Origin of the sequence: Duganella sp. P38 (assembly GCF_050859475.1) — a bacterium.
Classification (GTDB): Bacteria; Pseudomonadota; Gammaproteobacteria; order Burkholderiales; family Burkholderiaceae_D; genus Rugamonas.
Map to the genome: position 1 here is coordinate 1589226 of NZ_CP193936.1, position 26491 is coordinate 1615716.

General features: G+C 64.7%; 28 protein-coding genes and 2 pseudogenes. 17 read left to right on the forward strand and 13 right to left on the reverse strand.

The genetic code is table 11. The features are described 5' to 3' along the window. The first annotated feature begins 111 nt into the window (after positions 1-111). The 3 genes from ACRQ5J_RS07240 to ACRQ5J_RS07250 are packed head-to-tail and all read left to right on the forward strand — an operon-like array spanning position 112 to position 3948. Positions 112-2562 carry a methyl-accepting chemotaxis protein gene (locus ACRQ5J_RS07240; protein ID WP_432382174.1) on the forward strand — a complete coding sequence of 817 codons (2451 nt, stop codon included), beginning with the start codon at positions 112-114 and terminating at the stop codon, positions 2560-2562. Between the two features lies 1 nt (position 2563). Next, positions 2564-3811 carry a chemotaxis protein CheW gene (locus ACRQ5J_RS07245; protein WP_432382176.1) on the forward strand — a complete coding sequence of 416 codons (1248 nt, stop codon included), beginning with the start codon at positions 2564-2566 and terminating at the stop codon, positions 3809-3811. Next, positions 3751-3948 carry a hypothetical protein gene (locus ACRQ5J_RS07250; RefSeq protein ID WP_432382178.1) on the forward strand — a complete coding sequence of 66 codons (198 nt, stop codon included), beginning with the start codon at positions 3751-3753 and terminating at the stop codon, positions 3946-3948. The genes ACRQ5J_RS07245 and ACRQ5J_RS07250 overlap by 61 nt, the downstream gene beginning before the upstream one ends. Before the next feature lie 13 nt (positions 3949-3961). Here the strand turns inward: ACRQ5J_RS07250 and uraH are convergent, their stop codons facing one another. Next, the gene (uraH, locus tag ACRQ5J_RS07255; RefSeq protein WP_432382180.1) at positions 3962-4366 is read right to left on the reverse strand and encodes a hydroxyisourate hydrolase; all 405 of its coding nucleotides are present in this window, start codon (positions 4364-4366) and stop codon (positions 3962-3964) included. Between the two features lie 122 nt (positions 4367-4488). Between uraH and ACRQ5J_RS07260 the strand changes: the two genes are divergently transcribed. From ACRQ5J_RS07260 to arsC, 3 genes are all read left to right on the forward strand, one after another. Then, positions 4489-5175, forward strand: a complete 687-nt coding sequence (locus ACRQ5J_RS07260) for a heavy metal response regulator transcription factor (protein ID WP_432382182.1) — start codon at positions 4489-4491, stop codon at positions 5173-5175. Then, complete coding sequence (locus ACRQ5J_RS07265; protein WP_432382184.1) at positions 5172-6563, forward strand: heavy metal sensor histidine kinase; 1392 nt, start codon at positions 5172-5174, stop codon at positions 6561-6563. The genes ACRQ5J_RS07260 and ACRQ5J_RS07265 overlap by 4 nt, the downstream gene beginning before the upstream one ends. Positions 6564-6700: 137 nt before the next feature. Further along, a complete protein-coding gene (gene arsC / locus ACRQ5J_RS07270) occupies positions 6701-7048 on the forward strand; it encodes an arsenate reductase (glutaredoxin) (RefSeq protein WP_432382186.1) in 348 nt (115 codons plus the stop codon). On the opposite strand, the gene ACRQ5J_RS07275 is transcribed toward arsC, so the two are convergent. Continuing rightward, positions 7045-7953, reverse strand: coding sequence for a TIGR03571 family LLM class oxidoreductase (locus ACRQ5J_RS07275; protein ID WP_432382187.1), 909 nt, complete (start codon positions 7951-7953; stop codon positions 7045-7047). The genes arsC and ACRQ5J_RS07275 overlap by 4 nt on opposite strands. Before the next feature lie 232 nt (positions 7954-8185). Continuing rightward, positions 8186-9175, reverse strand: a complete 990-nt coding sequence (gene ispB / locus ACRQ5J_RS07280) for an octaprenyl diphosphate synthase (protein ID WP_432382189.1) — start codon at positions 9173-9175, stop codon at positions 8186-8188. Between the two features lie 249 nt (positions 9176-9424). Between ispB and rplU the strand changes: the two genes are divergently transcribed. The 4 genes and pseudogenes from rplU to proB all read left to right on the forward strand — a co-directional run bounded on the left by rplU (position 9425) and on the right by proB (position 12524). Then, positions 9425-9736, forward strand: coding sequence for a 50S ribosomal protein L21 (gene rplU, locus ACRQ5J_RS07285; protein ID WP_432382191.1), 312 nt, complete (start codon positions 9425-9427; stop codon positions 9734-9736). Between the two features lie 37 nt (positions 9737-9773). Then, on the forward strand, positions 9774-10034 hold the full coding sequence (gene rpmA / locus ACRQ5J_RS07290; RefSeq protein ID WP_092278705.1) for a 50S ribosomal protein L27: 261 nt from the start codon (positions 9774-9776) through the stop codon (positions 10032-10034). Between the two features lie 101 nt (positions 10035-10135). Then, positions 10136-11245 carry a GTPase ObgE gene (gene obgE, locus ACRQ5J_RS07295; RefSeq protein WP_432382194.1) on the forward strand — a complete coding sequence of 370 codons (1110 nt, stop codon included), beginning with the start codon at positions 10136-10138 and terminating at the stop codon, positions 11243-11245. 161 nt (positions 11246-11406) lie between these two features. Next, positions 11407-12524: pseudogene (gene proB / locus ACRQ5J_RS07300) on the forward strand (glutamate 5-kinase). 103 nt (positions 12525-12627) lie between these two features. Here the strand turns inward: proB and nth are convergent. From nth to fdxA, 7 genes are all read right to left on the reverse strand, one after another. Further along, a complete protein-coding gene (gene nth / locus ACRQ5J_RS07305) occupies positions 12628-13275 on the reverse strand; it encodes an endonuclease III (RefSeq protein ID WP_432382196.1) in 648 nt (215 codons plus the stop codon). Continuing rightward, positions 13272-13946, reverse strand: coding sequence for an electron transport complex subunit RsxB (rsxB, locus tag ACRQ5J_RS07310; protein WP_432382198.1), 675 nt, complete (start codon positions 13944-13946; stop codon positions 13272-13274). Before rsxB ends, nth begins: the two co-directional genes overlap by 4 nt. A gap of 28 nt (positions 13947-13974) precedes the next feature. Then, complete coding sequence (locus ACRQ5J_RS07315) at positions 13975-15738, reverse strand: chloride channel protein (RefSeq protein WP_432382200.1); 1764 nt, start codon at positions 15736-15738, stop codon at positions 13975-13977. Continuing rightward, complete coding sequence (locus tag ACRQ5J_RS07320; RefSeq protein ID WP_432382202.1) at positions 15731-16141, reverse strand: MarR family winged helix-turn-helix transcriptional regulator; 411 nt, start codon at positions 16139-16141, stop codon at positions 15731-15733. The genes ACRQ5J_RS07315 and ACRQ5J_RS07320 overlap by 8 nt, the downstream gene beginning before the upstream one ends. A 155-nt stretch (positions 16142-16296) precedes the next feature. After that, on the reverse strand, positions 16297-17532 hold the full coding sequence (locus ACRQ5J_RS07325; RefSeq protein ID WP_432382204.1) for a polyhydroxyalkanoate depolymerase: 1236 nt from the start codon (positions 17530-17532) through the stop codon (positions 16297-16299). A 216-nt stretch (positions 17533-17748) separates the two neighbouring features. Further along, entirely contained in the window at positions 17749-18816 is a 1068-nt protein-coding gene (locus ACRQ5J_RS07330; protein ID WP_432382206.1) for an NAD(P)/FAD-dependent oxidoreductase, read from the reverse strand. Between the two features lie 36 nt (positions 18817-18852). Continuing rightward, positions 18853-19176 carry a ferredoxin FdxA gene (gene fdxA, locus ACRQ5J_RS07335; protein ID WP_432382208.1) on the reverse strand — a complete coding sequence of 108 codons (324 nt, stop codon included), beginning with the start codon at positions 19174-19176 and terminating at the stop codon, positions 18853-18855. Positions 19177-19419: 243 nt separating this feature from the next. Here fdxA and ACRQ5J_RS07340 point away from each other — a divergent pair, with 243 nt between their 5' ends. Both ACRQ5J_RS07340 and ACRQ5J_RS07345 read left to right on the forward strand, forming a co-directional pair. Beyond that, positions 19420-19698, forward strand: coding sequence for a polyhydroxyalkanoic acid system family protein (locus tag ACRQ5J_RS07340; protein WP_432382210.1), 279 nt, complete (start codon positions 19420-19422; stop codon positions 19696-19698). Between the two features lie 91 nt (positions 19699-19789). Next, positions 19790-20572 (forward strand): lectin-like domain-containing protein, encoded by a 783-nt coding sequence (locus ACRQ5J_RS07345; protein ID WP_432382212.1) that lies wholly within the window; start codon positions 19790-19792, stop codon positions 20570-20572. Between the two features lie 89 nt (positions 20573-20661). Here ACRQ5J_RS07345 and ACRQ5J_RS07350 read toward each other — a convergent pair whose 3' ends face one another. Together ACRQ5J_RS07350 and ACRQ5J_RS07355 are read right to left on the reverse strand one after the other, a co-directional pair. Beyond that, positions 20662-20913, reverse strand: a complete 252-nt coding sequence (locus tag ACRQ5J_RS07350) for an acyl-CoA-binding protein (RefSeq protein WP_432382214.1) — start codon at positions 20911-20913, stop codon at positions 20662-20664. A 175-nt stretch (positions 20914-21088) separates the two neighbouring features. Beyond that, positions 21089-21375, reverse strand: a pseudogene (locus tag ACRQ5J_RS07355) (HU family DNA-binding protein). A gap of 242 nt (positions 21376-21617) precedes the next feature. Here ACRQ5J_RS07355 and ACRQ5J_RS07360 point away from each other — a divergent pair. Continuing rightward, positions 21618-22364 carry a hypothetical protein gene (locus ACRQ5J_RS07360; RefSeq protein WP_432382216.1) on the forward strand — a complete coding sequence of 249 codons (747 nt, stop codon included), beginning with the start codon at positions 21618-21620 and terminating at the stop codon, positions 22362-22364. A gap of 86 nt (positions 22365-22450) precedes the next feature. Here ACRQ5J_RS07360 and ACRQ5J_RS07365 read toward each other — a convergent pair whose 3' ends face one another. Then, positions 22451-22807, reverse strand: coding sequence for an FKBP-type peptidyl-prolyl cis-trans isomerase (locus ACRQ5J_RS07365; RefSeq protein WP_432382218.1), 357 nt, complete (start codon positions 22805-22807; stop codon positions 22451-22453). 90 nt (positions 22808-22897) lie between these two features. On the opposite strand from ACRQ5J_RS07365, the gene ACRQ5J_RS07370 reads away from it, so the two are divergent. The 4 genes from ACRQ5J_RS07370 to ACRQ5J_RS07385 are packed head-to-tail and all read left to right on the forward strand — an operon-like array spanning position 22898 to position 26482. Then, positions 22898-23857 (forward strand): cytochrome D1 domain-containing protein, encoded by a 960-nt coding sequence (locus tag ACRQ5J_RS07370; protein ID WP_432382220.1) that lies wholly within the window; start codon positions 22898-22900, stop codon positions 23855-23857. Continuing rightward, positions 23857-24612 (forward strand): polysaccharide deacetylase family protein, encoded by a 756-nt coding sequence (locus tag ACRQ5J_RS07375; RefSeq protein WP_432382222.1) that lies wholly within the window; start codon positions 23857-23859, stop codon positions 24610-24612. The genes ACRQ5J_RS07370 and ACRQ5J_RS07375 overlap by 1 nt, the downstream gene beginning before the upstream one ends. Then, complete coding sequence (locus ACRQ5J_RS07380) at positions 24609-25601, forward strand: sterol desaturase family protein (protein ID WP_432382223.1); 993 nt, start codon at positions 24609-24611, stop codon at positions 25599-25601. The genes ACRQ5J_RS07375 and ACRQ5J_RS07380 overlap by 4 nt, the downstream gene beginning before the upstream one ends. Then, positions 25601-26482: an EI24 domain-containing protein gene (locus ACRQ5J_RS07385; RefSeq protein WP_432382225.1), complete on the forward strand. Its 882-nt coding sequence runs from the start codon at positions 25601-25603 to the stop codon at positions 26480-26482. The genes ACRQ5J_RS07380 and ACRQ5J_RS07385 overlap by 1 nt, the downstream gene beginning before the upstream one ends. Positions 26483-26491: the final 9 nt, after the last annotated feature.

A 26491-nucleotide genomic window follows, 5' to 3' on the forward strand; every position in this document is an offset into this window, starting at 1 on the left:
TTCCGCCCGCCGGCCCTAGCTGAGCGCCGCTACGCGCCATCGCTCCGGTCATTCAGATGCGGCGCCTCTCGATGCGCGCCGCTCCCGGGGTTCAGACCAGGATGCCTTACCATGACCGATCTTTCCTCCTCCGTGGCGCCGGCCAACGCGATGCAGCGCGCTATCGCCGTGTTTTCCGCCGTCGACCGCACGCACGGCTTCGTCGAGTACGATCCCGATGGCCGCGTACTGGAGGCCAATCAGCATTTCCTCGACCTGATGGGCTACACGCGCGAGCAGATCGGCGGCCGCGACCATCGCATCTTCTGCACGCAGGAATACATCAACAGCGAGTCCTACGGCGACCTGTGGCGCAAGCTGACGCTGGGCCAGGCCGATGACGGCGAGTACGTGCGCCTGACCAGCGGCGGCCGGCAGGTGTGGCTGCAAGGCTCGTACAATCCGGTGTTCGACGACGACGGCAAGGTGGTCAAGGTGATCCAGCTGGCGCAGGACATCACCGAGCGCAAGACGCGCGCCGCCGACCATGACGGCAAGATGGCGGCCCTCAATCTGGTGCATGCGGTGGCGGAGTTCAGCACCAGCGGCGTGGTCTTGTCGGTCAACGCTAATTTCAGCACCGTCTACGGCTACACGCCCGACGAGGCGCTGGGCAAGCACCATCGCCTGCTGTGCGACCGCGACGAGACGCTGACGCCGGAGTACGCCGACTTCTGGCAGCAGTTGATGGCCGGCGGCTCGCTGGTCGGCAAGTTCCGCCGTCGCACCAAGGATGGCCGCCGCATCTGGATCAGCGGTTCCTACAGCGCCGTGCTGGGGCCGGACGGCCAGCCGGTCAAGATCGTCGAATACGCGTCGGACATCACCCACATCATCAACGCCAACCGCGAGTTCGAGGGCAAGGTGGCCGCGCTGAACCGCGCGCAGGCGGTGGCGGAGTTCGATCTGGATGGTCGCGTGCTGCAGGCCAACGAGAACTTCCTCGACGCTTTCGGCTATGCCGCCGAGGAGCTGCGTGGCGGCAACCATGCCATGTTGTGCGAGCCGGCCTTCAGCCAGTCGACCGAGTACCACAGTTTCTGGAGTCATCTGGCCGGCGGTGGTTATCACGCCGGCGAGTTCAAGCGGCTGACCAAGGATGGCCGCACGATCTGGGTGCAGGCTTCCTACAATCCGATCTTCGACGAGGAGGGCAAGCCGGCCAAAGTGGTGAAGTTCGCCACCGATATCACGGCGGCCAAGGCGCTCAATGCCGATTATGCCGGCCGCAACGCCGCCATGGACCGCGTGCAGGCGGTGATCGAATTCGACCTGCAAGGCCGGGTGCTGACCGCCAACGAGAACTTCCTCGGCGTGATCGGTTATTCGCTGGCCGAGATCAAGGGCCAGCATCACCGCATGTTCTGCGATGCCGATTATGCGCAGTCGCCCGAGTACATGACCTTCTGGGAGCGCCTCGGCCGCGGCGAGTTCCACGCCGGCGAGTTCCACCGCCGCACCAAGCAGGGCAAGGATATCTGGATACTGGCCTCGTACAATCCGATCTTCGACGCCGACGGCAGGCCGTACAAGGTGGTGAAGTTCGCTACCGATATCACGGAGCAGAAGCGCATGCACGCCGATATCAAGGGCAAGCTGGACGCCATTGGCCGTTCGCAGGCGGTGATCGAGTTCGATCTGCGCGGCCAGGTGATCTCGGCCAACGAGAACTTCCTGCGCACGCTGGGCTACACGCCGGATGATGTCATCGGCCAGCACCACAGCATGTTCTGCGAGCCGGAGCTGGTGCGCAGCAGCGAGTACCGCCACTTCTGGGCCAATCTGGCGCAGGGCATGTACCAGTCGGGCCGCTTCCGCCGCCGCGCGCGCCATGGCGCCGAGGTGTGGATCCTGGCGACCTATAATCCGATCCTGGGCCTGAACGGCAAGCCGTACAAGGTGGTCAAGTTCGCGATGGATATCACCGACCAGGTGCAGCGCGAGCAGGCCATCACGCAGAAGGTGCAGGCCATCGCGCACCTGCTGGCGGGGCTGACCAATTCCATCAACGAGATCGCGCGCGGCTCGGAACGTTCCAGCGGCCAGGCCGGGCAGACGCAGAGCGAGGCGCATACCGGCAGTGGCCTGGTGGATTCGGCGCGCGCCGCCAACCAGGCGATCCAGACCTCGTCCGGCGAGGTGCGCGAGATTGTCGACGCCATCGGCGATATCGCCGCGCAGACGCACCTTTTGGCGTTCAACGCGGCCATCGAGGCGGCGCGCGCCGGCGAGCATGGCAAGGGCTTCTCGGTGGTGGCCAACGAGGTGCGCAAGCTGGCCGAGAAGTCGGCCGGCGCGGCGCGCGAGATCGCCAAGCTGATTAACCAGACCGTGGGCCGCGTCGACGAGGGCACGCGCTTGTCGGCCGAGGTGGAGGCGGCGTTTGCGCGCATCGTCAAGTCGGTGGCGACCACGCGCGAGTCGATCGCCAGCATCCACGAGTCGACGGCGGCGCAGGCGGCGGCAACGCGCAACGTGTCGGAGCTGCTGCAGGATCTGGAACGCATGACGGCCAGGAATTAAGATGGACGCGCACACCAACGGCGCATTGGCGCCGCATGTGGTGGTGCAGGTGGGGGCGGCGCGCATCGGCATCGAGGCCGGTTGCGTGGTGCGCGCCCTGTCTGCGCCGGATGACTACACGCCGCTGCCGCGCCGCCACGGCGGTTTGCTCGGCATGCTGGTGGTGGACGGCTTGCCGGTGCCGGTGATCGATCTGGCATGCTGGGTGGCGCTGGCCGGCGCCACCGCAGAGCAGGGGCGCCGGCGCGTTGTGCTGCTGCGTTCCGGCGCGCGCATGGCGGCCTTGCAGGTCGATGTGCTGGAACCGCTGGCGGCGCTGCCCGGCAGCGCGATCGTGCGCCTGTGCCATGACGACGACCCTGGGCAGTTGTTCCACAGCGCCGCCGTGGTGCCGGACAGCGGCGAGATGCTGGCGCTGCTGGATCTCGACCATCTGTTCGATCTGTCCAATAGCTGGTGCGTGGCGGCCGGCGTGCAGCTGGATGCCGCTGCGGACGGCGAAACCACCGCCGTCGCGGACGAATTGCAGACCTGGGCGCTGCTGGAGGCGGGCGGCGAATGCCTGGCTATCCGCGCCGATTACGTGGCCGAGGTGACGCCGATGCCGGCGCACGAAGCTTTCCCGGGCGGTAGTGGTGTGGCGCTGTGCACCTGGCGCGATAGCCATCTGGCCCTGCTGCCATTGGGACGCCTGCTGGACAAAGGAGCGCTGACGGCGGCGCCGCTGCTGGCGGTGCTGCGGCTGGGCGAGCAGGCCTTGGGCCTGCCGATCCAGTCGGTGCGCGAATTGCGCCAGCTGCCTGCGGCGATGCAGGGCGTGCGCAGCGATGCGCCGGGCCGCATGCCTTGCCTCACTGTTACCGGCGAGGATGGCGAGACATTACGGATGGTGGATACGGAGGCGCTGTTTGCCATGCATCCGGAGGCCTCGCTGAACCTGGCGATGCAGCCGGCGGCGGGCGGCGGCGCGCGCCGCAACGAGGATACTTATGTGGTGCTGGACGCCGGCGGCAGGCTGGCGCTGCCCATCAGCGCCTGTGAGGAAGTGCTGCACGCCGCAGCGGAGGAGTGTGTGCCGGCGCCCGATCGCGGCGGCGAGGCGACGCTGAACTGGCGCGGCGCCACCATCGCCGTGCGCGATCTGCGGCAGGCGGTGGGGGCGCTGCGCGGCGCGGCAAGGTGTCGCTGGTGGTGCTGCGCACCGAGGCGGCGCCGGTGGCCCTGGCGGTCGATCAGGTGGTGTCGATGATCCCGCCGGGCAGCGCGGAGCTGACGCGCATGCAGCGCGGCGGCGAATCGGTCGAGCTGCTGATCCTGGACGAGGAAAGCGGCAGCAGCACTTACCGCGTCGCCGATCCGGCGGCACTGTTGCGCCGCCGGGCGTAGCGCCGGGCGAGGTTCAGTTGCCGCGGTAGGTCGAGTAGCCGAAAGGGCTGAGCAGCAGCGGAATGTGGGTATGCTGCGCCTTGGCGTCAACGCTGAATTCAACCGGAACGCGCGGGAAGAAGGTCGGCTTGCCGAGGCGCGCGAAATGTTCGCCGGTTTCGAAGACGATGCGGTACGCGCCCGCCGGCATCGGCTGCTCCGCCGGATACAGCGCGGCGATGCGGCCCTGCGCGTTGGTGACGCCGTTCGCCAGCGCGCGCCATTGATCGCCGTCGCGCTGTTCGAGCGTGACGCGTATGCCTTGTGTCGGTTGGCCGTTCTGCAAATCGAGGACGTGGACGCTGAGCGGATTGGCCGCCGCCAGCGCGGCCGTGGCGCCCAGCAGCAGCGCCAGCGCCAGTTGTTTGATGCGATACATATGCTTCTCCTGTGATGCTGTCAGTAGGCGCTTATTGTGACCGTGCACCGATGACGGCAGCGTGACCGCCAGATGATAATTTCGTCATGCAGCGGCTGCGCGCAGCGTTATACAATCGCTGCATGACGATCCTGATAATCGAAGACGAGCCTAAAACCGGCGACTACCTGCAACGCGGGCTGGCCGAATCCGGCTTCGCGGTCAGGCTGGCGCGCACCGGGCGCGATGGCCTGGCGCTGGCGCGTGAAGAGGCGCCGGCGCTGATTGTGCTGGACGTTATGCTGCCCGGCATGGACGGCTGGCAGGTGCTGCAAGCGCTGCGCGGCGACCCGGCCACCGAGCAGGTTCCGGTGCTGTTCCTGACCGCGCGCGACGAGGTGCAGGACCGCGTGCGCGGCCTGGAACTGGGCGCGGACGATTACCTCGTCAAGCCTTTCGCCTTTGTTGAACTGGTGGCGCGCATCCGCACGCTGTTGCGGCGCGGGCCGGTGCGCGAAGAGGAATCGCTGCGCATCGGCGATCTGGAGATCGATGTGCTGCGCCGGCGCGTGCGGCGCGGCGATACTGTCATCGTGTTGACGTCGCAGGAGTTCAACCTGCTGCACCTGCTGGCGCGGCGCCAGGGACAGGTGCTGTCGCGCGCGCTGATCGCCTCGCAGGTGTGGGACATGAATTTTGACAGCGACACCAACGTCATAGACGCGGCGGTACGGCGGCTGCGGCGCAAGGTCGACGACCCGTTCCCGCAAAAACTGATCCACACCCGGCGCGGCATGGGCTATGTGTGCGAGCTGGCTCCGCCCGCATGAACCGGCTGCGGCAATCGCTGGCGGTGCGCGTGACCGTCATGTTCATGCTGATCGTCGCGCTGGCTGCGGCGGGGCTGGGCATCTATCTGTATCGCGCATTTGTGGCGGAAATCGAGCGGCGCGACGACATCCAGCTGCTTGGCAAGCTGCGCCAGGTGCAGATACTGCTGGGCCGCCCCGGCGCCGGCGAGCTGCTGCGCCAGCAACCCGGATTCTTCCGCGACACCATGAGTGGCCAGGAAAACGCGCTGGTGCGCTTTATCGCGGCCGATGGCGCGGTGCTGGCCGATATCAATCCCGATCATGAGCGTTATCCCTTGCCGCGTTCTGGCGGCGCCGCGCCGGCACGCGCGGACATCGTGCCCTGGACCAGCCGTGCCGGCCATCCGGGCCGGGTGGTGGCGGGCAGCGCGCGGCTGGGGGAGCGCGACATCACCGTGGTTGTGGCGCGCGTTGACGGAGAGCGCAGCGCCGCGTTTGCCGGCTACCGTCAACGGATTGCCGGCGCTGTCACCGTGGGCGCGCTGGCGGCGGCGCTGTGCGCGGCGCTGATGCTGTATCGCGGCCTGCGTCCGCTGCGACAGGTGGCGGCGCATGCGGCGCTGGTCCAGCCGGCCACGCTGGCGCGTCGGCTTGATCCGGGCAAGGCGCCGTCGGAGCTGCTGCCGCTGGTGGACGCGCTGAATGCGATGCTGGACCGGCTGCAGCAGGGCTATGCGCGGCTATCGGGCTTCTCCGCCGATCTGGCGCACGAGTTCCGCACGCCGGTAAACAATCTGCTCGGCCAGAGCCAGGTGATGCTGGCGCAGCCGCGCAGCGCCGCTGAATATGAGCAGCTGCTGGTGTCCAATATCGAGGAGCTGGAACGGCTGGCGCGCATGATCGACAGCATGCTGTTCCTGGCGCGCGCCGGGCAGGAGGAGGTGCTGCCGGCGCGCCAGCTGCTGCCTGCGCTGGACGAGATGCGGCGGGTGGCCGACCTGTTCGAAGGCGTGGCCGAGGAGCACGGGCTGCAATTGGTGTGCGAAGGCGCTGGCGATACCGCGGTGCTGGCCGATGCGGCCTTGCTGCGGCGCGCGCTGGCCAACCTGGTGTCGAACGCGGTGCGCCACGCGCAGCGCGGCAGCGCCGTCGTCCTGCAGGCTGAGCGCGGTGCGGAGGTCACGACGATCAGCGTGCGCAATACCGGCCAGCCGGTCGCGCCGCAACACCTGCCGCACCTGTTCGAGCGGTTTTACCGCGCCGACGCGGCGCGCGCCGGCGACGGTGGCTCCAATGGCCTTGGCCTGTCGATCGTCAGCGCCATCATGGCGCTGCACGGCGGCGCGGCGCAGGTGCGGGCCGACGGCGCGCAGATATGCTTCACGCTGACGTTCAAGAACGCGTAGCCTCGCCGGCCCCGGCACCGGAATGGCGGCCGCGCCGGACGTCAGCCCCCTCCGAACGCTAACCCGTCATTCCCGCGCAGGCGGGAATCCATTTCAGCGATAATGCTGCCTTTGTCATTGAGCACAAGGGCAGCATCATGAGCATCACGATTTATCACAATACCGCTTGCGGCACCTCGCGCAAAACGCTGGAAGCGATCCGCGCGAGCGGCGTTGAGCCGCACATCATCGATTACGTTAAAAACCCGCCATCGCGCGAAGAACTGAAGTCGATGATCGCCAAGGCCGGCATCAGCGTGCGCCAGGCGATGCGCAACAAGGGCGACCTGTACGCCGAACTCGGCCTGGCCGACGCCGCGCTATCGGACGACGCGCTGCTGGACGCCATGATGGCGCACCCGATCCTGATCGAGCGCCCGTTCGTGGTTGGCGATAAAGGCGTGCGCCTGTGCCGCCCATCCGAGCTGGTGCACGAAATCCTTTAGAGGATGCTGGCGATTTCTTCCATTGTTTCGGCCAGCGGACGCTGGTTGCGGCGCAGGTGCAGGCCGATGTGGTCGACGCCGGCCGCTTTCAGCGCTTGCAGTTCGGCGACCAGGCCGTTGCGGCCGGTGGCGGCGCCGAAGCGGTGCCGGCGCAGCGGCGCGTCCGGGTCTGCTTGCAGGTCGAGGTGGATGAAGCTGATGTAGGGCTTGGCGCCGGCCACTTCGCGCCAGAGCGCGACGCGGCGCGCATGGTCGTCCGGCGTGCCGGGGTAGGCCAGCCAGCCGTCCATGTTGGCGCCGGCCCATTCGGGCGTTTGCTGCGCCAGCCCGGCTACCAGCAGCGGGATCGGCGGCAGGGCCGGCTGCGCCAGGCGCGGCAGCAGTTGCACGCCGGGCGGCCACGCCGGGTTGTGGCCGGCGCGCAGCTGGGCGATCTGCTCGCGGAAGGCGGCGCCGCGAGCGTCGAAGTCTTTGCCGAAGATGGGATATTCCACCGGCCGGTCGCCGCTGGCGGCGCCCAGCAGCAGGCGGCCGTTGCTTAGCGCTTGCACGGTGGCGGCCGCTTTCATCGTCAGCACCGGTTCGCGCAGCGGCAGCACGACTGCGGCCGTGCCGAGCAGGATGCGCTTTGTGATACCGGCCAGGTAGCCGAGGTAGCTGAAGGTTTCGAAGACTTGTGCGGCGTCGCCGAATGATGGGTCGTACAACGGTACGTCGCGTACCCAGAGCGCGCGGAAGCCGAGTTGGTCGGCCAGGACCGCCAGTTCGGCGTGGTGTTGCAGGTCCGGCTCGCCGGGCAGGCGGCCCGATTCGCGGCGGGCGCGTTCGCCAGCCGGCGACCAGTCGTTGTCCAGCGGGAGTTCGAGGCCGACCGAGAAGCCGCCTTGCGTCAGTTTGTCCAGCATGATGGGTCCTTGCGCGTTGCGTGTTGCGAAGGCTTTAGTCTAGGCTTCGCCGCGGCAAAGAAAAATCGGTGCGGGGACAAATGATAGTTGCGGTGGGGGCAATAAGGCGCGTCGCAGGCGCCAGCCGTCGTTCCCGCGCAGGCGCTACCCGTCTTTCCCGCGCAGGCGGGAATCCATGCTGAGCCTCCCCGCACGCGGCCTTTGGGTTCCCGCCTGCGCGGGAACGACGGGTTTAGTGGTTGCGGTGGACCGAGAAGTGCGCCAGCTGCAGCAGCGATTCCTTGTAGCGGCTGTCCGGCAGGTCGGCGATGGCGTCGGCCGCGCGGCGGGCGGCGATCACCGCCTGTTCGCGCGTGTAGTCCAGCGCGCCGCTGCTGGTGATCGCCGACAGGATGGCGTCGAAGTGCTGCTCGTCGCCGTTTTCAATGCACGAACGCACCAGCTCGCGCTGTTGCGGCGTGCCGTTTTCCATCAGGTAGATCAGCGGCAGCGTCGGCTTGCCTTCGCGCAGGTCGTCGCCGACGTTCTTGCCGATTTCGCTGGCGTCGCCGGCGTAGTCGAGCACGTCGTCGATCAGCTGGAAGGCGGTGCCCAGCGAGCGGCCGTATTCGCCGGCGGCGGCGATTTGCGCGTCGTTGGCGCCGGCCACCAGCGCGCCCAGCTCGGCGGCCGCCTCGAACAGCTTGGCGGTCTTGGAGCGGATCACTTGCAGGTAGCGCTCCTGCGTCACGTCCGGGTCGTGCATGTTGAGCAACTGCAGCACTTCACCCTCGGCGATGACGTTGGTGGCGTCCGACAGGATTTGCATGACGCGCATATTGTTCAGGCCGACCATCATCTGGAACGAGCGCGAATACAGGAAGTCGCCGACCAGCACCGACGCCGCGTTGCCGAACAGCGCGTTGGCGGTGGCGCGGCCGCGGCGCAGCGACGATTCGTCGACGACGTCGTCGTGCAGCAGCGTGGCGGTGTGGATGAATTCCACCACCGCGGCCAGTTCGTGGTGGGCCGTGCCTTTGTACGCGTAAGCGTTCGCTACCAGCAATACCAGCACCGGGCGGATGCGTTTGCCGCCGGCGCTGATGATGTATTCGGCAATCTGATTGACGAGGGAAACCTCGGAATGCAGGCGTTGGCGGATCACCGAGTTGACCGCGTCCATGTCGGCGGCGATGGTTTCGATGATGGTGTTTTGGGTGACGTTTTGGGTAGCGGCAGACAAGGCGAACCTGTGCAGTTAGACGATTGGTGCCGGAATTATACGCCATGCCCTCGCGCAGAGGGCGCCGCCCCCCGTTTGAGGCAATTATCTTGTCGCAATGTTAAGCAGGCCACGCGGCAAAATTGTTTGACATACCACGCCCTCCGCCATTTGTGAATAGTTTTTGACGCAAAATTGGTTCCTGTGTATAATCTGCGGTTCCCCGGTTTCTCCGGTGGATTTTCTTAACATTTGAAGAGGTTTCAAATCATGTACGCGGTCATAAAAACCGGCGGCAAACAATACAAAGTTGCTGCAGGCGAAAAACTCAAAGTAGAACAGATACCGGCAGACATTGGTTCCGAAATCACCATTGACCAAGTCCTCGCCGTTGGCGCGGGCGACAGCATCAAGTTCGGTGCTCCGCTGGTTGAAGGTGCCAAGGTTCTGGTAACTGTTGTTTCCCACGGTCGTCACGACAAAGTGAAGATCTTCAAGATGCGTCGTCGTAAGCACTACCAGAAGCATCAGGGTCACCGTCAGAACTACACCGAAATCCAAATCGTTTCGATCAACGCTTAATTGCGGATCGACACTTTTTTAGTCAAGGAGCTTTAGCATGGCACACAAAAAAGGCGGCGGCACAACGCGAAATGGTCGTGACTCAGAATCAAAACGTCTGGGCGTTAAAGTCTACGGCGGTCAAACCATCAATGCTGGCGGCATCATCATTCGTCAACGCGGCACCCCAGTGCGCGCTGGCGAAGGCGTAGGCACCGGCAAAGACCACACCCTGTTCGCCCTGGTGGACGGCGTGGTCAAGTTCGTTAAAAAAGGCGAAGGCTCGAAGCAGTTCGTCACCGTAGTAGCAGCAGCGTAATTTACGCTCCGGCCTCTTGATGGGGCCGTTTGTAAGGCGCAAGCCTTCAATCGAAAGGCTCTGCCCACCGGTAGAGCCTTTTAGTTTTATGGCGGTACATCATGAAGTTTATCGACGAAGCAAAAATTGAAGTGATCGGTGGTGACGGCGGCAATGGCTGCTCGTCGTTTTGCCGTGAAAAATTCCGCCCGTTTGGCGGCCCTGACGGCGGCGACGGCGGCAAGGGTGGCTCGATCTGGGCCGTAGCGGACCGTAACATCAATACCTTGGTCGATTTCCGCTTCTCCAAAGTGCACCGCGCCGGCAACGGCGAAGCCGGCCGTGGCGCCGACTGCTATGGCCGCGGCGCCGACGACATGTTCCTGCGCATGCCGCTGGGCACGCTGATCATCGATGACGTCAGCGGCGAAATTCTGGCCGACCTGAGCGAGCACGGCCAGCAGGAACTGCTGGCCAAGGGCGGCGAGGGCGGCTGGGGCAACATCCACTTCAAGACCTCGACCAACCGCGCGCCGCGCCAGAAAACGCCGGGCAAGGAAGGCGAGCACCGCACGCTGCGCCTGGAACTGAAGGTGCTGGCCGACGTGGGTCTGCTGGGCATGCCGAACGCCGGCAAGTCGACCTTCATCACCGCCGTCTCGAACGCGCGGCCGAAGATCGCCGATTACCCGTTCACCACCTTGCACCCGAACCTGGGCGTGGTGCGCGTGTCGCACGAGAAGAGCTTTGTGATCGCCGACATTCCGGGCCTGATCGAAGGCGCCGCCGAAGGCGCGGGCCTCGGCCACCAGTTCCTGCGCCACCTGTCGCGCACCGGCCTGCTGTTGCACATCGTCGACCTGGCGCCGTTCGAGGCCACCGTTGATCCGGTCAAGGAAGCCAAGGCGCTGGTCAATGAGTTGAAGAAGTACGACGAGGCGCTGGTCGACAAGCCGCGCTGGCTGGTGCTCAACAAGCTCGATATGGTGCCGGAAGAGGAACGCGCCAAGAAGGTCAAGGACTTCGTCAAGAAGTTCGGCTTCAAGGGCCCGGTGTTTGAAATCTCGGCGCTGAGCCACGGCGGCACGCAGGAGCTGGTCAACGCCATCCAGAAGCACCTGGAGGAAACCCGCCGCGTCGAGCAGCGCGCGGAAGAAACCCAGATGGTGGAAGACGCGCGCGGCATCTCGTCGATCGATCCGGACGATCCGCGTTTCAAAGTCCTCGACTAATCCTCTGCATCACCGGCATAATCAGTTATCAGCTGATTATGCCTTCCCATTCGGCGCCTGTCCTGCCATCGCGGGGCTGGCCGCTGTTCGCGGCAAAGCAGGGCAAACCGCCCGCCAAATCACAGCAGATTTTCCTACGCTTGTTTTGAGATTGTCGCCTTATGAATTCCGTCATACAAAAAGCAAACCGCATCATCATCAAGGTCGGATCGTCGCTGGTCACCAATGATGGGCGCGGACTCGATCACGCCGCCATCGCGCGCTGGGCCGCGCAGATCGCCGGCCTGCGCGCGCTGGGCAAGGAGGTGGTGCTGGTATCGTCCGGCGCCATCGCCGAAGGCATGCTGCGCCTGGGCTTCGAGCAGCGTCCGACCGATATCCACGAATTGCAGGCCTGCGCCGCCGTCGGCCAGATGGGCCTGGCGCAGATCTACGAAACCAGCTTCCGCGCGCACCAGCTGGGCACCGCGCAGGTGCTGCTGACGCACGCCGACCTGGCCGACCGCGAGCGCTACCTGAACGCGCGCTCGACGCTGACCACCTTGCTGCGCTTGGGCGTGGTGCCCATCATCAACGAGAACGACACCGTGGTCACCGATGAAATCAAGTTCGGCGACAATGACACGCTGGGCGCGCTGGTGGCCAACCTGATCGAAGCGGACGCGCTGATCATCCTCACCGACCAGAAGGGCCTGTACAGCGCCGATCCGCGCAAGGACCCGGCGGCGGTGCTGATCCAGCAAGGCCGCGCCGGCGATCCGGCGCTGGAGGCGATGGCCGGCGGCGCTGGTTCGAGCCTTGGCCGCGGCGGCATGCTGACCAAGATCCTGGCCGCCAAGCGCGCCGCCAAATCCGGCGCGCACACGGTCATCGCTTATGGCCGCGAGAGCGAAGTGCTGGCGCGCCTGGCCGGCGGCGAAGCGATCGGCACCGAGCTGGCGGCGCAGACCGGCCACCTGACGGCGCGCAAGCAATGGATGGCGGATCATTTGCACACCGCCGGCCAGGTGGTGCTGGACGCCGGCGCGGTGCAGAAGCTGACCGGCGAAGGTAAGTCGCTGCTGCCGATCGGCGTGGTCGAGGTGAAGGGGAATTCGGCCGCGGTGCGGTTATCACGTGCGTGGCGGCGGACGGCGTGCCGGTGGCGCGCGGCCTGTCCAACTACACCAGCGGCGAGACGCGGCGCATCATGCGCAAGCCGTCGAGCGAGATTGAGGCCATCCTTGGCTTCGTTGAGGGCAAGGAGCTGATCCACCGCGATAATCTGGTGCTTGTGTAACGTCACTCCCGCGCAGGCGGGAGCCCATGCTGAGTATGGATTCCCGCCTGCGCGGGAATGACGGTCATAAACCGGGGTCAGTTCTGCCAAACGTACACGGGTTTTAGGCGGTGGCGGGGGCCGGGGTTTTGGCGCGGTAGTCGCACAGGTCGATCTGCATGCAGTTCCAGCATTCGGGCTTGCGCGCCTTGCAGGTGTAGCGGCCGTGCAGGATCAGCCAGTGGTGGGCGTCTTGCAGAAATTCTTTCGGCACGAACTTCAGCAGCTTTTGTTCGACGATGTCGACGTTTTTGCCCGGCGCCAGGCCGGTGCGGTTGGAAACGCGGAAGATGTGCGTGTCCACCGCCATCGTCGGCTGGCCGAACGCGGTGTTCAGGACCACGTTGGCGGTCTTGCGGCCGACGCCCGGCAGTTCTTCCAGCGCTTCCCGGTCTTCCGGCACCACGCCGCCGTGCTTTTCCACCAGGATCTTGCAGGTGGCGATGACGTTTCTGGCCTTGGTCTTGTACAGGCCGATGGTCTGGATGTAGGTCTTCAGTTCTTCCTCACCCATGTCCAGTATCGCTTGCGGCGTGTTCGCCACCGGGTACAGCTTGCGCGTGGCTTTGTTGACGCCGACGTCGGTCGCCTGCGCCGACAGCAGCACGGCGATCAGCAGTTCGAAGGGCGTCGTGTATTCAAGCTCGGTAACGGGGTGCGGATTGGCTGCGCGGAAGCGCACAAACATTTCGTGGCGTTTGGCTGCGTTCATTTATTCTCTTGTTCTTTTTTGAGGCGGGCGCGCTCCATGGCGGCGGCGATGATGGCGCGCTTGCGTTCCAGCGCGGCCGCCGACTCGGCGTCGGCCGGATCGATGGTGTTTACCTTTTCCATCTTGGCCTTGGCCTTTTCGGCCAGGCGGGCGTCGTTTTCCTGCTTGTCGCGTTGCAGGCGGAAGCTGCGGAAGTCGTGGCGTTCGCGGGCGGCGTCGGCGTCGGCCTGCGACCAGGCGGCCCAGCCGGTGCTTTCCGTCACCGGGTACATGACGATGCAGTCGACCGGGCACGGCGCCACGCACAGGTCGCAGCCGGTGCACAGCGCCGGCACGATGGTGTGCATCAGCTTGCCGGCGCCGACGATCGCGTCCACCGGGCAGGCCTGGATGCATAGCGTGCAGCCGATGCATAGCGCTGCGTCGATGTAGGCGACCGCGCGCGGGCGCTCCAGCCCGTTGACCGGGTTCAGCGGAATGACCTTGCGCCCGGTGACCGCCGACAGGCGCTCGATGCCCTCGGCGCCGCCCGGCGGGCACTGGTTGATCTCCGCCGCGCCGGCGGCAATGGCTTCGGCATATGGACGGCAGCCGTTATAGCCGCACTTGGTGCATTGCGTCTGCGGCAGGGCATCTTCGATGCGGTCGGCCAGGGTGGGTTCGGTGGACACGGCAAACTAACGTCAGGCAAAAACGACATTATCCGATATCTGCGCCCGCCTTACCGAAAAACCTCACCCGGCGCACGGTTTGACGCTGCAATTCTTCGTCGTGCAGGCTTAGCGCCGGCTTCATCAGGTCGCTGGTGCTGACGATGCCGATCAGCCGGCGCGTCTGCATGTCGGCCACCACCGGCAACCGGCCGACGCCGTGCACGGCCAGCCGCGAGGCCAGCGTGCGGCAGGTTTCGTCGGCCAGCGCGACGATGGGCACGTTGACGCCGAACAGTTCGCCAACGCGCAGCGCGCCCGGCTTGCTGTCCAGGCCGGCGCGGTCCAGCATGCCGACCAGCGCGCCGTCACGCAGCACCGGATAGGCGCGGTGGCGCGGGTGGGCGTGGAAGTGAGTGTGCACTACGTCGGCGATCAGCGCGCCGGCGTCGATGCTGTCCACAGCGGTGGTCATGACCTCGGCCACGCTGTGGCGCTCCATCGGGTCGATGCCGTACTCGCGGTAGATGTGGTGGCCGCGGCGGGCGATCTTTTCGGTCAGGATCGAGCGGTGCATGGTGGCGACCGTGAACGCGTAGGCGACGGTGGCGGTGGCCAGCACCGGCAGCAGCGCGTTGGCGTCGTGCGTCAGCTCGAAGGCGAACACCACCGCCATCACCGGCGCGCGCATCATGCCGCCCAGCGTGGCGGCCATGAACACCAGCGGCCACACGGCCGGCTCGCCGCCCGGCAGGTAGGGGCCGAGCACCGCACCGAGGCCGGCGCCCAGCATCAGCAGCGGCGCCAGCACGCCGCCCGAAGTGCCCGAGCCGAGCGCCAGCAGCCAGATCACGGCCTTGACGATCAGCAGGCTCAGGATGGCTGCGGCCGCCATGTGGTTATTCAGCAGGTCGGCGATGACGTCGTAGCCGACGCCCAGCGCGCGCGGCTCAATGTAGCCGCCGATGCCGATCGCCAGGCCGCCGATGGCCGGCCACCACATCCAGTGCAGCGGCAGCTTGTGGAAGCCGTCTTCCACGCGGTACAGCGCGGTGGACAGCAGCCACGCCAGCATGCCGCACAGGATGCCGGCGATCAGGCAGGAGATCAGCGCCGACGGCGGCAGCGCTGCCGTATGCAGCGGGAACAGCGGCCCGCTTTCGATCAGCAGCGGCCGCAGGAAGCCGGCCACGGCGCACGCCACCGCCACCGGCGCCAGGCTGCGCGGGCGCAGTTCGAACAGCAGCAGTTCAACCGCCAGCAGCACCGCCGCGATGGGCGTGCCGAAGACGGCCGTCATGCCGGCAGTGGCGCCGGCCACCAGCAGCGCCTTGCGCTCGGCCGCGCTCAAGTGGAAATGCTGGGCGATCAGCGAGCCGACCGCGCCGCCGGTCATGATGATCGGGCCTTCGGCGCCGAACGGGCCGCCGCTGCCGATGGCGATGCCGGAGGCCAGCGGTTTCAGCACCGCCACCTTGGGCGACATGGTGCTTTTCTTGAACAGGATGGCTTCGATCGCTTCCGGAATGCCGTGGCCGCGTATCGCTTCCGAGCCGTAGCGGGCGATCAGGCCGATGATCAGGCCGCCGGCCACCGGCACCACGATGACCCACGCGCCCAGCGTGTGCGCGGCGGGCGAGGTGAAGGCGGTGGACAGCTTCTGGAAGAAGAACAGGTTGGTGAAGAAGCGGATCGCGTGCAGCAGCAGGTCGGCGGTGACGGTGCTGACGGCGCCGACCACGGCGGCGATGCTGGTGATCAGCAGGAGCCGGGCCTGGCCGTCGAAGTCGCGGCGGTTGTCATATTTATTCATGGCGGATTTTCGGGATGGTGAAGACGCCTTCCAGCGACAGCAGTTCCACGCGGTGCTGTTCGGCCAGTCGGGCGAGGATGGTTTCGCCTTGGCGCAGCAGGTGCACTTCGACGCGGCGGCGGTCGGTGGCGCTGTGGCGGCGTTCGACCAGGCCCATGGCTTCGCAGCGCGTGATCAGCGCGACAACGCCGTGGTGCTTGGCTTGCAGGCGTTCGGCCAGTTCGCCCACCGTGGCCCAGTCGCGTTCCGGGTAGCCTTTGATGTGCAGCAGCAGCAGGTATTGCAGCGGGGTGATGCCTTGCGCTTGCACCACGTCTTCGGAAAAGCGCTCGAAACGGCGCATCTGGTAGCGGAATTCGGAGAGGGCGTGGAAGTCCGCTTTGCTGAGTTTGGGGGAGGTCATGCGTAAATATATCACAGTGTGATGTATTCAGTTTTTAAAAAACGCGCCGTAGCGCGTATCGCTTCCCGCCGTCATTCCCGCGCAGGCGGGAATCCATGGAGCGCTTGCAGGCCTGCGTTCTATGGATTCCCGCCTGCGCGGGAATGACGGGGTGGTTAGCCGTGTTTCTTGATGAAGGCGGTGATTTTCGGGCAGACGATCTCGCGCCAGCGGCGGCCCGAGAAAATGCCGTAGTGGCCGGCGCCCGGCGTCACAAAGTCTTCCTGCATGTCGGCCGGGATGCCGGTGCACAGATCGTGCGCAGCCTGCGTCTGGCCGGCGCCGGAGATGTCATCCAGCTCGCCTTCCACCGTGAACAGCGCCACCGTCTTGATGTCGGCCGGCTGCACCAGCTTGCCGCCGACCAGCCACTCGCCGCGCGGCAGCGCGAAGTCCTGGAACACGGTCTTGATGGTGTCCAGGTAGTATTCTGCCGGCATGTCCAGCACGGCGTTGTATTCGTCGTAGAACTTGCGGTGCGCCTCGGCGGTTTCCTCGTCGCCCTTGACCAGGTGGTCGTAGAAGTCGCGGTGGCTCTGCGCGTGGCGGCCCGGGTTCATGGCGATGAAGCCGGCATGCTGCAGGAAGCCCGGATAAACCTTGCGGCCAAAGCCCGGATAGTTCGGCGGCACCGGGTAGATCACGGTGTTTTCGAACCACGAGAATTTCTTTTCGGTCGCCAGGTTGTTGACCGCCGTCGGCGATTTGCGCGGGTCGATCGGGCCGCCCATCATGGTCATGGTCTTCGGCAGCTTCGGATCGTTGTCCGAGGCCATCAGCGCGATCGCCGCCAGCACCGGCACGGTCGGCTGGCATACCGAGATCACGTGCACGTCCGGGCCGAGCAGGCGGATGAAGTCCTGCACGTAATAGATGTAGTCGTCCAGGTGGAACGGGCCCTCCGACAGCGGCACCATGCGCGCGTCGGTCCAGTCGGTGATGTAGACGTCGTGGTCGACCAGCAGGCCGCGCACGGTGTCGCGCAGCAGCGTCGAGTGGTGGCCGGACAGCGGCGCCACCAGCAGCACGGTCGGCTGTTTCAGCGCCTTGAATTTTTTGTCGTCCAGATCCTTCTTGAAGTGGATCAGGCGGCAGAACGGCTTGTTGACCGCCACGTGCTCGATGATGCCTACCGTCTCGCCCTTGATCTGGGTGCTGTCGATTTCAAACGCCGGCTTTTCATAGTCCTTGCCGAGGCGGTACATCAGCTCGTAGCCGGCGGCGATGCGCTGCGAGAACGGCGTGTGGGCAAACGGCGAGATCGGATTGGTGAACAGCTTGGACGAGGCGTCCGCCCACTGCATTAGCGGCGTCAGCAGCGTGCGTTGCATTTCATGGAGTTGGTAGAGCATAAGGCATCCCGATTGATAGGCTTGGTGCGGTGCACAATCCTCACATCATAAGCCAAATTATATGGGCTGTGTTTTTGACGTAAGGCACTTCCGAATGCTGCCGGGCAAGGTTACGTACTATCCACAGACAATCTTGCAAGAAAGAATAATACTCGTGTGGGCATAAAAAAGCAGCGTTTCCGCTGCTTTCTTGTAGGACTGTTGCTCGCTTGAAGCTTAGTCGAAGACCGGGGTTTCCACGCCCAACACCTTGTGCAGTTTCGGAGAGGTGGTGGTGTACTGCATGTGGATCTTCTTGTCCGGGAAGATGTACGGCGCGGCGCCGAAGGCGGCCAGCGCGGCTTCGTGGAAGCCCGACAGGATCAGCTTTTTCTTGCCCGGGTAGGTGTTGATGTCGCCCACGGCGAAGATGCCCGGCACATTGGTTTCGAACTTCTCGGTGTCCTGCACCTTCAGCTGGCGGCGCTCGATGTCCAGGCCCCACTCGGCGATCGGGCCCAGCTTCGGCGACAGGCCGTAGAACACCAGCAGCATGTCCAGCGGCACGCGGCGGGTCACGCCGTCGGCGGCGGTCACCTTCAGGTGCTCCAGCTTGCCGTCGGCCGAGGTTTCAAAGCCGGTGGCGGTGCCGATCAGCAGCTGCATTTCGTAGTCGTCGCACAGCGCCTTCATTTTGGCGACCGAGGCCGGCGCGGCGCGGAAGTCTTCACGACGGTGCAGCAGCACCACCGATTCGGCCTTGCCGACGAAGTTCAGCGCCCAGTCCAGCGCGGAGTCGCCACCGCCGCAGATGACCAGGTTCTTGCCTTCGAACTGCGCCGGGTCCTTGACCTTGTAGTGCAGCTGCGAGCCTTCGAACACCTCGATGCCGTCCACTTTCAGCGTGCGCGCCTGGAACGAGCCGACGCCGGCGGCGATGAAGATGGTCTTGGTCAGGAACTTGGTGCCCAGCGTGGTTTCAACGTCGAAGCGGCCGTCGTCGCGGCGCTCGACCTTGGTTACTTCCTGGCCCAGGTGGAAGGTCGGCTCGAACGGCTCGATCTGCTTGAGCAGGTTGTCGGTCAGTTCCTGGCCGGTGCACGACGGCACGGCTGGGATGTCGTAGATCGGCTTGTCAGGATACAGTTCCACGCATTGACCGCCTACGGCGCCCAGCGAATCGATCACGTGGGCTTTGATTTCCAGCAGGCCGAGTTCGAAGACCTGGAACAGGCCGACCGGGCCGGCGCCAATGATGACGGCATCGGTTTCGATGACGCCAGTAGGTGTAACGGTACTATTCATACGTGGGTTTCCTGTGATTTCAATGATGGCGGCGTATCAGCGCACCAGCAGTTGCAGTTTTTCTTTGACGTCCTTGAACTGTTCGGCGTCCGGCAGCGGCGCGACAGTCTTGGTGATCGAAGGCCATTTGCGTGCCAGATCAACGTTGATCTTGATGAACTGCTGTTGGTCCCCTGGGACGTCTTCTTCAGCATAGATTGCGTTAACTGGGCACTCGGCCACGCAGACGGCGCAGTCGATGCACTCGTCCGGATCGATGGCGAGGAAGTTCGGGCCTTGGCGGAAACAATCTACCGGGCAAACATCGACGCAGTCCGTGTAACGGCAGGCGATGCAAGATTCGGTGACAACGTGGGTCATAACAGTCCTATCAATGTTGGTGTGCAGCGGCGTCGGCGGCGGGGAAATGCCTGGCTAACCTCGGCAAAGCACTGTATTTTAAGGTAATTCGCTATTTCTCACAAACTGCGCTTATATACAATACATATAAGCAAATACATTCCGGGAACGCGACACATATCGCTGCCGCCTTTGTACACTGGCGCCGCCGCCGGCCAACTGGCATCATGGCGCCTTTGTTTACTCAGAGCAGGGGAGATCCGCATGGCGGACATCAACATCGTCCAGGCGCACAGCCTGGCGCCGGAGCAGGCCCGCGCGGCCGCGCAACAAGTGGCCGACAAGCTGGCCGAACAATTCGAACTGAGCTGCCGCTGGGACGGCGATGTGCTGCGCTTCGAGCGCAGCGGCGTCAATGGCGCGCTGACCCTGCAGCCGAATCAGGCGCAGCTGCACATCGCGCTGGGCTTTCCGATCAGCCTGATGGCCGGCCAGGTCGAGGCCAAGGTCAGCGAAAAAATGCGCAAGCTGTTCATTGCTTGAAAATAACTATAGTTGTTTTTGGTAAAAATAAATTGCAAATAAGGAACGCGAGGGTATAATGCCTGGATATTAATTATCCAAGGATGCCGCCATGCGCTCGTTGCTTGCTTGTTCCGCCGTTGTTGCCGCTTTTGCCGCCGTGCCTGCTTCGGCAAGCGTGATCGACCTGTCGTCGCTGAACCGCGCCGGCAGCGCGCAACTGGTGGATGGCGCGCTGCAGCTGACCAATACCGCCGGCCCGTCCAACGCTTCCGGCGTGGCCGGCGCCGGCTGGCTGACGCAGGGCGTGTCGACCGGCGCCTCGTTCAGCACCAGTTTCTCGTTCTCGCTGCAAGGCAATGACAGCGGCAAGATGGCCGACGGCATCGCGCTGGCGTTCCAGAATGTCGGCACCAATGTGACCGGCGTTGGCGGCGGCGATGTGGGTTACTGGAATATCGGCGGCTCGGGTTCGAGCGCGGTGGGTTCGGTGATCCGTTCGTGGAACAACAACCAGTACGGCCTGAGCACCAATGGCGTGGTGCAGGGTCTGGACGCGACGCCGTTCAACCTGGGCGCGTCCAACAATGTGACCGGCAGCCAGACCGTCAGCTACAACGCGCTGACGCATGCGCTGACCATGACCGGCACGCTGACCGATGTCAGCACCGGCATCACCTACAACATCAGCGACAGCGCCACGGTCGACCTGGGCGCCAAATTCGGTAGCACCATGTATGTCGGTTTCACCGGCGGCATCGGCGGCACCGACGCCGACCAGCGCATCACCGCCTTCAGCCTGACCACGGCGGTGCCGGAGCCGGAAAGCTATGCGATGCTGCTGGCCGGTATCGGCCTGATCGGTTTCGCCGCGCGCCGCCGCAAGCCACAATAAAAAACCCGTCGTTCCCGCGCAGGCGGGAACCCATAGGCTGCGTGCACGACGCTCAGCATGGGTTCCCGCCTGCGCGGGAACGACAGTTTTTATTTCAGGTCTTCGATCAGATCGATGTACAGCTGTTTGGCTTCGTCCTGGCTCTTGCCTTTCAGTTCGGCCCAGGCGTCGTATTTGGCGCGGGCGACGAAATCGGTCATGCCCGGGCGCTCGCCGGTCACATCGCCGGCCGAGCCCTGTTTGAACAGGGCGTAGATTTTCAGCAGCGTCATGTTGTCCGGGCGTTCCGGCAGATTCTTCGAGTCCGCCTGTGCTTGTTCAAACTGTTCTTGCAAACTCATACCGTGCTCCTTGCTGTGATTGATGGGATGACGCGCCATCATAACCGCAGCGGCGGCAAATCTTCCTAGAGTGCGTGCTCCAAAAGCAGAAACGGCGGCCATGCCGGGACGAACCCGCATGAACCGCCGTTGCTACCGGCGCCCTCCCGGGCGCCCGGTTAAAACACCGGAAGAATTACTTCTTCTTCGTCGGGTTGACAGCCGATTTCAGCGTGGCGCCAGCCGAGAATTTCGGGGTTTTCGACGCAGCGATTTTGATCGCTTCGCCGGTTGCAGGATTGCGGCCTTTACGTGCAGCGCGCTTGGCTACGGAGAAGGTGCCGAAGCCGGTGATGCCTACCGAGTCGCCTTTTTCAGACGCTCAGTGATGATGGCGATCAGAGTGTTCACTGCGCCGTTGGCGGCAGCAGCGGACAGCTCGGTGCGTTTCGCAAATTCTGCAATCAGTTCGCCTTTTTTCATTACTACCTCCTTGGTTATTGGAGCGCGCAGATTAGCATAAATATTGTTAAAAGTAATGGTTTCTGTACGAAGCGAGCCTTATATTTGTTGAGCCGCTGCGCCGGGCCTTAACTAACGCCTTGTATTTAAAGGGCTTACGTGTTTTCTGCAAGGCCGCATTCGTTACAAAAAAGGTTTATGATGGCATGCGTAAAGGACGGTGAACATGAGCTTTTCAGACGAGACACTGATAGCGTATGCCGATGGCGAACTGGACGAAGCCACGCGTCTGGCAATCGAATCCGCCATGCGCCGGGACGCCAGCCTGGCGCACCGGGTGGCGACGGCTGCGCGCCGCGCGCGATGAAGATGTGTACGCCGGCCGTCACAAACCTTCCGCCGTGCACGCGCGCCAGGGCGCCAACGTGGTGCAACTGGCCACCGTGCGGGCGCAGCGGCTGGCGACACAGCAGGCGGCGCGCAAGGCGGCCGCGCGGCGCCACTGGGGCTGGCTGGAATGGAGCGCGCTGGCGCTGGTGATGGTGCTGGGGCTGGCCGCCGGCAAGTTCGGCCTGTCGAAATGGCAGCCGGGCTGGTTTGGCGACAGCACGCCGCCGCCAACCGAGGTGGTCAGCCGCAACGGCTGGCTGGTGGCGCAGGGACGGCTGGCCGCCTCGCTCAGCCAGCAACTGGGCGGCGCCGCCACGCAGGCCGACAGCGATGTGCGCGTGGGCCTGAGCTTTTTATCCAACGAGGGGACGTATTGCCGCAGCTTCACGCTGGTGGGCATGAGCCAGGATCTGGTGGGGATTGCCTGCCGCGCCAGCGAGGAGTGGCGCATACCGGTGATGGTGCAGAACGCGCGGCCGGTGCCGGCCATGGGCAGCCACCGCATGCCGGGCACCGAGATGCCGACGGCGTTGCTAGAGGCGATTGATCAGCGCATTGTCGGCGGCATGCTCGATACGCGGGCCGAGGTGGAGGCGCTGCGCAGGAACTGGCAGCGCTGAGCGGTGCGGTGGTGTTTCGTCGTTCCCGCGCAGGCGGGAACCCATACTCAGCATGGATTCCCGCCTGCGCGGGAATGACGGGGCGGTCAGACTGCCAGCAGCTCGACGTCGAAGATCAGCGTGGCGTTGGGTGGAATCACGCCGCCAGCGCCGCGCGAGCCGTAGCCCAGGTCGGCTGGAATGATCAGCTGGCGCGCACCGCCAACTTTCATGCCTTGCACGCCCTCGTCCCAGCCGCGAATGACCATGCCGGCGCCCAGCGCGAACTCGAATGGATCGTTGCGGTCTTTGCTCGAATCGAATTTCGGGCCTTTGCTGCCGTCGTCGTTTTGCAGCCAGCCGGTGTAGTGCACGGTGACGTTCTGGCCGGCTTTGGCTTCAGCGCCTTCGCCCACGGTCAGTTCAATGTATTGCAGGCCCGATGGGGTGGTGATGGTGGACATGGTCTTCCTTTCATTAGAAACAGGCCAGAATTGTAGCAGGGCACAGGCTTTGCACGTAAAATGCGCTTTTGCTTTCACTGCGGTCTCTACATGCTTCGTCGTTTCGTTTTCTCCTGCATTTGCGCCATGACCGCCATCGGCGGCGCGCAAGCGAATGTCGTGGTGGTGCTGAACTCGCGCGACGCCACCATCCAGCTGCTGGACCAGACGACCTACCAGGACTTGTCCACCATCGCGGTTGGCAAGGAGCCGCACCACCTGATGGCCACGCCGGACAACAAGTCGCTGATCGTCGCCAGCTCGGTGGGCAATGAACTGATCTTCCTCGACCCGAAAACCGGCCGGCCGCAGCGCACGCTGAAGAATATTCCCGACCCGTACCAGATCGGCTTTTCGCCGGACCAGAAGTGGTTTGTGTCGAACTCGCTACGGCTGGACCGCGTCGATTTGTACAAATACGACGGCGCCAATGTCACGCTGGCCAAGCGCCTGCCGCTGCCCAAGCTGCCGAGCCATATGGCCTTCAACGCCGCCAGCGACATGGTGTTCATTACCCAGCAGGGCAGCGACCAGGTCAGCGCCATCGACCTGAAGACGCAGGCCATCAAATGGACCCTGCCGGTCGGCAAACTGCCGGCCGGCATCGCCATGACGCCGGACGACAAGCACCTGCTGGTCGGCATCATGGGCAGCGATTACGTGGAAGTGATCGACTGGAAGGCGCAGAAGACGGTCAAGCGCATCAAGACCGGCGTGGGCGCGCACAACTTCCGCTCGGCCGGCGACGGCCGCCATACCTATGTGTCGAACCGTGTTTCCAATTCGATTAATATCATTGACCAGAAGACATTGGAAAATGTCGGCCAGATCAACGTGCCGGGCGGCCCGGACTGCATGGAAGTGACCGACGACGGCAAGACCATGTGGGTCACGCTGCGCTGGATTAAAAAGGTGGCGGTGATCGACCTGAAGACCCGCAAGGTCATCAAGACGATTCCAGTCGGGCGCTCGCCGCACGGCGTGTTCTTCATCAACGCCGCGCAACGCTGATGAAACGCGCCGCCGTCCTGGCCATGGTGGCGCTGGCGGCAGCGCCCAGTGCGCAGGCCGCCTGCAAGGGCACGATTTACCTGACCTTCGACACGGGCAGCCAGTCGCAGGCCGAGCTGATCGCCGAGACGCTGAAGCGGCACCAGATCAAGGCCACCTTCTTCCTCGCCAACGAGAAAACCGTGCGCGGCGATTATGCGCTCGATCCTTCGTGGGCCGGCTACTGGAAGGCGCGCGTGGCCGAGGGCCATGCCATCGGCACGCACACCTGGGACCACGCGGTGTTCGTGCGCGACGGCGCCGACGGCAAGGTGGTGGTCAGGCCCGGCTTCGGGCCGCAGGCCGGCAAGCCGGTCAGCTGGACGCCGCAGCAATATTGCGAACAGCTCAAGCGCGTCGACCAGCGCTTCGCCGCGCTGACCGGCAAGCCGCTCGACCCGCTGTGGCGCGCGCCGGCCGGGCGTACCTCGGCGCGGCTGCTCGACATCGGCAAAACCTGTGGCTATGCGCACGCCGGCTGGGCGCCGGCCGGCTTCTCGGGCGACGAGCTGCCGAGCGCGGCGTATCCGAATGCGCTGCTGCTGCAAAAAATGTTGCGCGACCTGCGCGGCGGCGATATCGTCCTGATCCATATGGGCATCTGGTCGCGCAAGGACGCTTGGGCGCCGGCCAATCTTGAACCTCTGATAAACGGGCTGGCGCAAAAGGGCATGTGTTTTGCCACGCTGCGCGAGCATCCCGACTACAAACCATGATACAAACCTTGTCCGACTGGCTGGGCGTGGCCCAGGGCTGCTTGTTTGAAACCGCGATCCAGCCGCTGGTGTTCGCGCTGGGCCTGGGCGAACACGTCGAGGACGCCTTCGAGGGCACCGAGTGGCTGCTGATCGGCGTGCTGGAACTGGCGCTGCTGTTCCTGGTGCTGCGGCCGCTGGAAGCGCTGCTGCCGGCGCAGCACATCACCAACGGCCGCGCCCGCTGGAACGACTTTCTCTACACGGTGCTGCACCGGGTCGGCATCTTCTCGCTGCTGGTGTTCTTCACGCTCGATCCGCTGCTGGACCATCTCGCCGCCTGGCTGCGCTTCGAGAGCTTCCAGCCGTTCAATCTGGAGTCGCTGTGGCCGGGCATCAGCCCGCTCGGCGCGTTTGCCGTGTATTTCGTCGTGCTGGACTTCTGCGATTACTGGTATCACCGCGCCTCGCACCGCTTCAACTGGTGGTGGGCGCTGCACGGCCTGCACCACAGCCAGCAGAATATGAATCTGTGGAGCGACGACCGCAACCACGTGCTGGACGACCTGCTGCGCGACCTCTACATGGGCGTGATCGCGCTGGGCATCGGCGTCGAGCCGGCGCAGTACGTGCTGCTGGTGTCGGTGTCGCGCATCCTGCAAAGCCTGCAGCACGCCAATGTCCGCATCCACTTCGGCTGGCTGGGCGAACGGCTGCTGGTGTCGCCGCGCTATCACCGCATGCACCATGCGATCGGCTACGGCCACGAGGATCGCGACGGCAAGCTGGGCGGCTGCAACTTCGCCGTGCTGCTGCCGGTGTGGGATATCCTGTTCCGCACGGCGAACTTCACGCCGCGCTTTGTCGCCACCGGCATCCGCGACCAGCTGCCGCGCACCGACGCGCACGGCCGCACCACGCCGGGCCGCGATTATGGCGACGGCTTCTGGGCGCAGCAGCTGCTGGGCCTGAAACGCATGATGGAATTTGCACGAAAGGATGTGGTCTGATGGGTGCTGTGATACGCGCGTGGAGCCGCGCATTCCTCTCGCAGTGGCACGGCAAGATGCTGTTGCTGAGTCTGGCGCCGTTCCTGCTGGCGCTGGGCGTCTGGGCGGTGGCCTTGTATTTTTACCTGCAACCGCTGGTCGATTATCTGCACGCGCTGTTCGCCGAGCATAATCTGTTTGCCACCAGCACCAGCTGGCTGCGCAGCCTCGGGCTGGGCACGCTGACGGCGGTGGTGCCGCCGCTGATCGCCATGCTGGGCCTGCTGCCGCTGATGATATTGACGGCGCTGATCTTTATCGGCGTGGTGGCGATGCCGGTGATCGGCCGCCACGTCGGCCTGCGCCACTACCCGCAGCTGGAGCAGCGCAAGGGCGGCTCGGTGCTGGGCAGCGTCGGCGTGGCGCTGGGCGGCATGGCGATTTTCATGGGGCTGTGGATCATCACGCTGCCGCTGTACGCCTTCCCGCCGCTGGCCGTGCTGGTGCAGGCGCTGCTGTGGGGCTGGCTGACCTGCCGCGTGATGGTGTACGACGTGCTGGCCGATTACGCCAGCGGCGAGGAGCGGCGCCAGATCCTCCGCCAGCACCGCTTGCGGCTGCTGGCGATCGGCGTGATTTCCGGGGCCGCCGGCGCGCTGCCGGGCGCCATCTGGCTCGGCGGCGTGATGGCCGTGGTGTTCTTCCCGTTCCTGGCGGCGGCGTCGATCTGGTTGTATGTTTTGATATTTATCTTCACCGGGCTGTGGTTCGCGTACTATTGCATGGAGGCGCTGGCGCAGCTGCGCGCCGTCGTTCCCGCGCAGGCGGGAAGCGATGCGGCGCACCCGGGCACGCCCGGCATGGATTCCCGCCTGCGCGGGAATGACGGCGAACTTAGTTAAGGATATTTC

Excerpts from the sequence above, each read along its gene's own strand:
- ACRQ5J_RS07240 (WP_432382174.1), top strand. The coding sequence starts at position 112 with ATGACCGATCTTTCCTCCTCCGTGGCGCCGGCCAACGCGATGCAGCGC.
- ACRQ5J_RS07245 (WP_432382176.1), top strand. The coding sequence starts at position 2,564 with ATGGACGCGCACACCAACGGCGCATTGGCGCCGCATGTGGTGGTGCAG.
- uraH (WP_432382180.1), bottom strand. The coding sequence starts at position 4,366 with ATGTATCGCATCAAACAACTGGCGCTGGCGCTGCTGCTGGGCGCCACG.
- ACRQ5J_RS07260 (WP_432382182.1), top strand. The coding sequence starts at position 4,489 with ATGACGATCCTGATAATCGAAGACGAGCCTAAAACCGGCGACTACCTG.
- ACRQ5J_RS07265 (WP_432382184.1), top strand. The coding sequence starts at position 5,172 with ATGAACCGGCTGCGGCAATCGCTGGCGGTGCGCGTGACCGTCATGTTC.
- arsC (WP_432382186.1), top strand. The coding sequence starts at position 6,701 with ATGAGCATCACGATTTATCACAATACCGCTTGCGGCACCTCGCGCAAA.
- ACRQ5J_RS07275 (WP_432382187.1), bottom strand. The coding sequence starts at position 7,953 with ATGCTGGACAAACTGACGCAAGGCGGCTTCTCGGTCGGCCTCGAACTC.
- rplU (WP_432382191.1), top strand. The coding sequence starts at position 9,425 with ATGTACGCGGTCATAAAAACCGGCGGCAAACAATACAAAGTTGCTGCA.
- rpmA (WP_092278705.1), top strand. The coding sequence starts at position 9,774 with ATGGCACACAAAAAAGGCGGCGGCACAACGCGAAATGGTCGTGACTCA.
- obgE (WP_432382194.1), top strand. The coding sequence starts at position 10,136 with ATGAAGTTTATCGACGAAGCAAAAATTGAAGTGATCGGTGGTGACGGC.
- nth (WP_432382196.1), bottom strand. The coding sequence starts at position 13,275 with ATGAACGCAGCCAAACGCCACGAAATGTTTGTGCGCTTCCGCGCAGCC.
- ACRQ5J_RS07315 (WP_432382200.1), bottom strand. The coding sequence starts at position 15,738 with ATGAATAAATATGACAACCGCCGCGACTTCGACGGCCAGGCCCGGCTC.
- ACRQ5J_RS07320 (WP_432382202.1), bottom strand. The coding sequence starts at position 16,141 with ATGACCTCCCCCAAACTCAGCAAAGCGGACTTCCACGCCCTCTCCGAA.
- ACRQ5J_RS07325 (WP_432382204.1), bottom strand. The coding sequence starts at position 17,532 with ATGCTCTACCAACTCCATGAAATGCAACGCACGCTGCTGACGCCGCTA.
- ACRQ5J_RS07330 (WP_432382206.1), bottom strand. The coding sequence starts at position 18,816 with ATGAATAGTACCGTTACACCTACTGGCGTCATCGAAACCGATGCCGTC.
- fdxA (WP_432382208.1), bottom strand. The coding sequence starts at position 19,176 with ATGACCCACGTTGTCACCGAATCTTGCATCGCCTGCCGTTACACGGAC.
- ACRQ5J_RS07340 (WP_432382210.1), top strand. The coding sequence starts at position 19,420 with ATGGCGGACATCAACATCGTCCAGGCGCACAGCCTGGCGCCGGAGCAG.
- ACRQ5J_RS07345 (WP_432382212.1), top strand. The coding sequence starts at position 19,790 with ATGCGCTCGTTGCTTGCTTGTTCCGCCGTTGTTGCCGCTTTTGCCGCC.
- ACRQ5J_RS07350 (WP_432382214.1), bottom strand. The coding sequence starts at position 20,913 with ATGAGTTTGCAAGAACAGTTTGAACAAGCACAGGCGGACTCGAAGAAT.
- ACRQ5J_RS07360 (WP_432382216.1), top strand. The coding sequence starts at position 21,618 with ATGGCGAACTGGACGAAGCCACGCGTCTGGCAATCGAATCCGCCATGC.
- ACRQ5J_RS07365 (WP_432382218.1), bottom strand. The coding sequence starts at position 22,807 with ATGTCCACCATCACCACCCCATCGGGCCTGCAATACATTGAACTGACC.
- ACRQ5J_RS07370 (WP_432382220.1), top strand. The coding sequence starts at position 22,898 with ATGCTTCGTCGTTTCGTTTTCTCCTGCATTTGCGCCATGACCGCCATC.
- ACRQ5J_RS07375 (WP_432382222.1), top strand. The coding sequence starts at position 23,857 with ATGAAACGCGCCGCCGTCCTGGCCATGGTGGCGCTGGCGGCAGCGCCC.
- ACRQ5J_RS07380 (WP_432382223.1), top strand. The coding sequence starts at position 24,609 with ATGATACAAACCTTGTCCGACTGGCTGGGCGTGGCCCAGGGCTGCTTG.
- ACRQ5J_RS07385 (WP_432382225.1), top strand. The coding sequence starts at position 25,601 with ATGGGTGCTGTGATACGCGCGTGGAGCCGCGCATTCCTCTCGCAGTGG.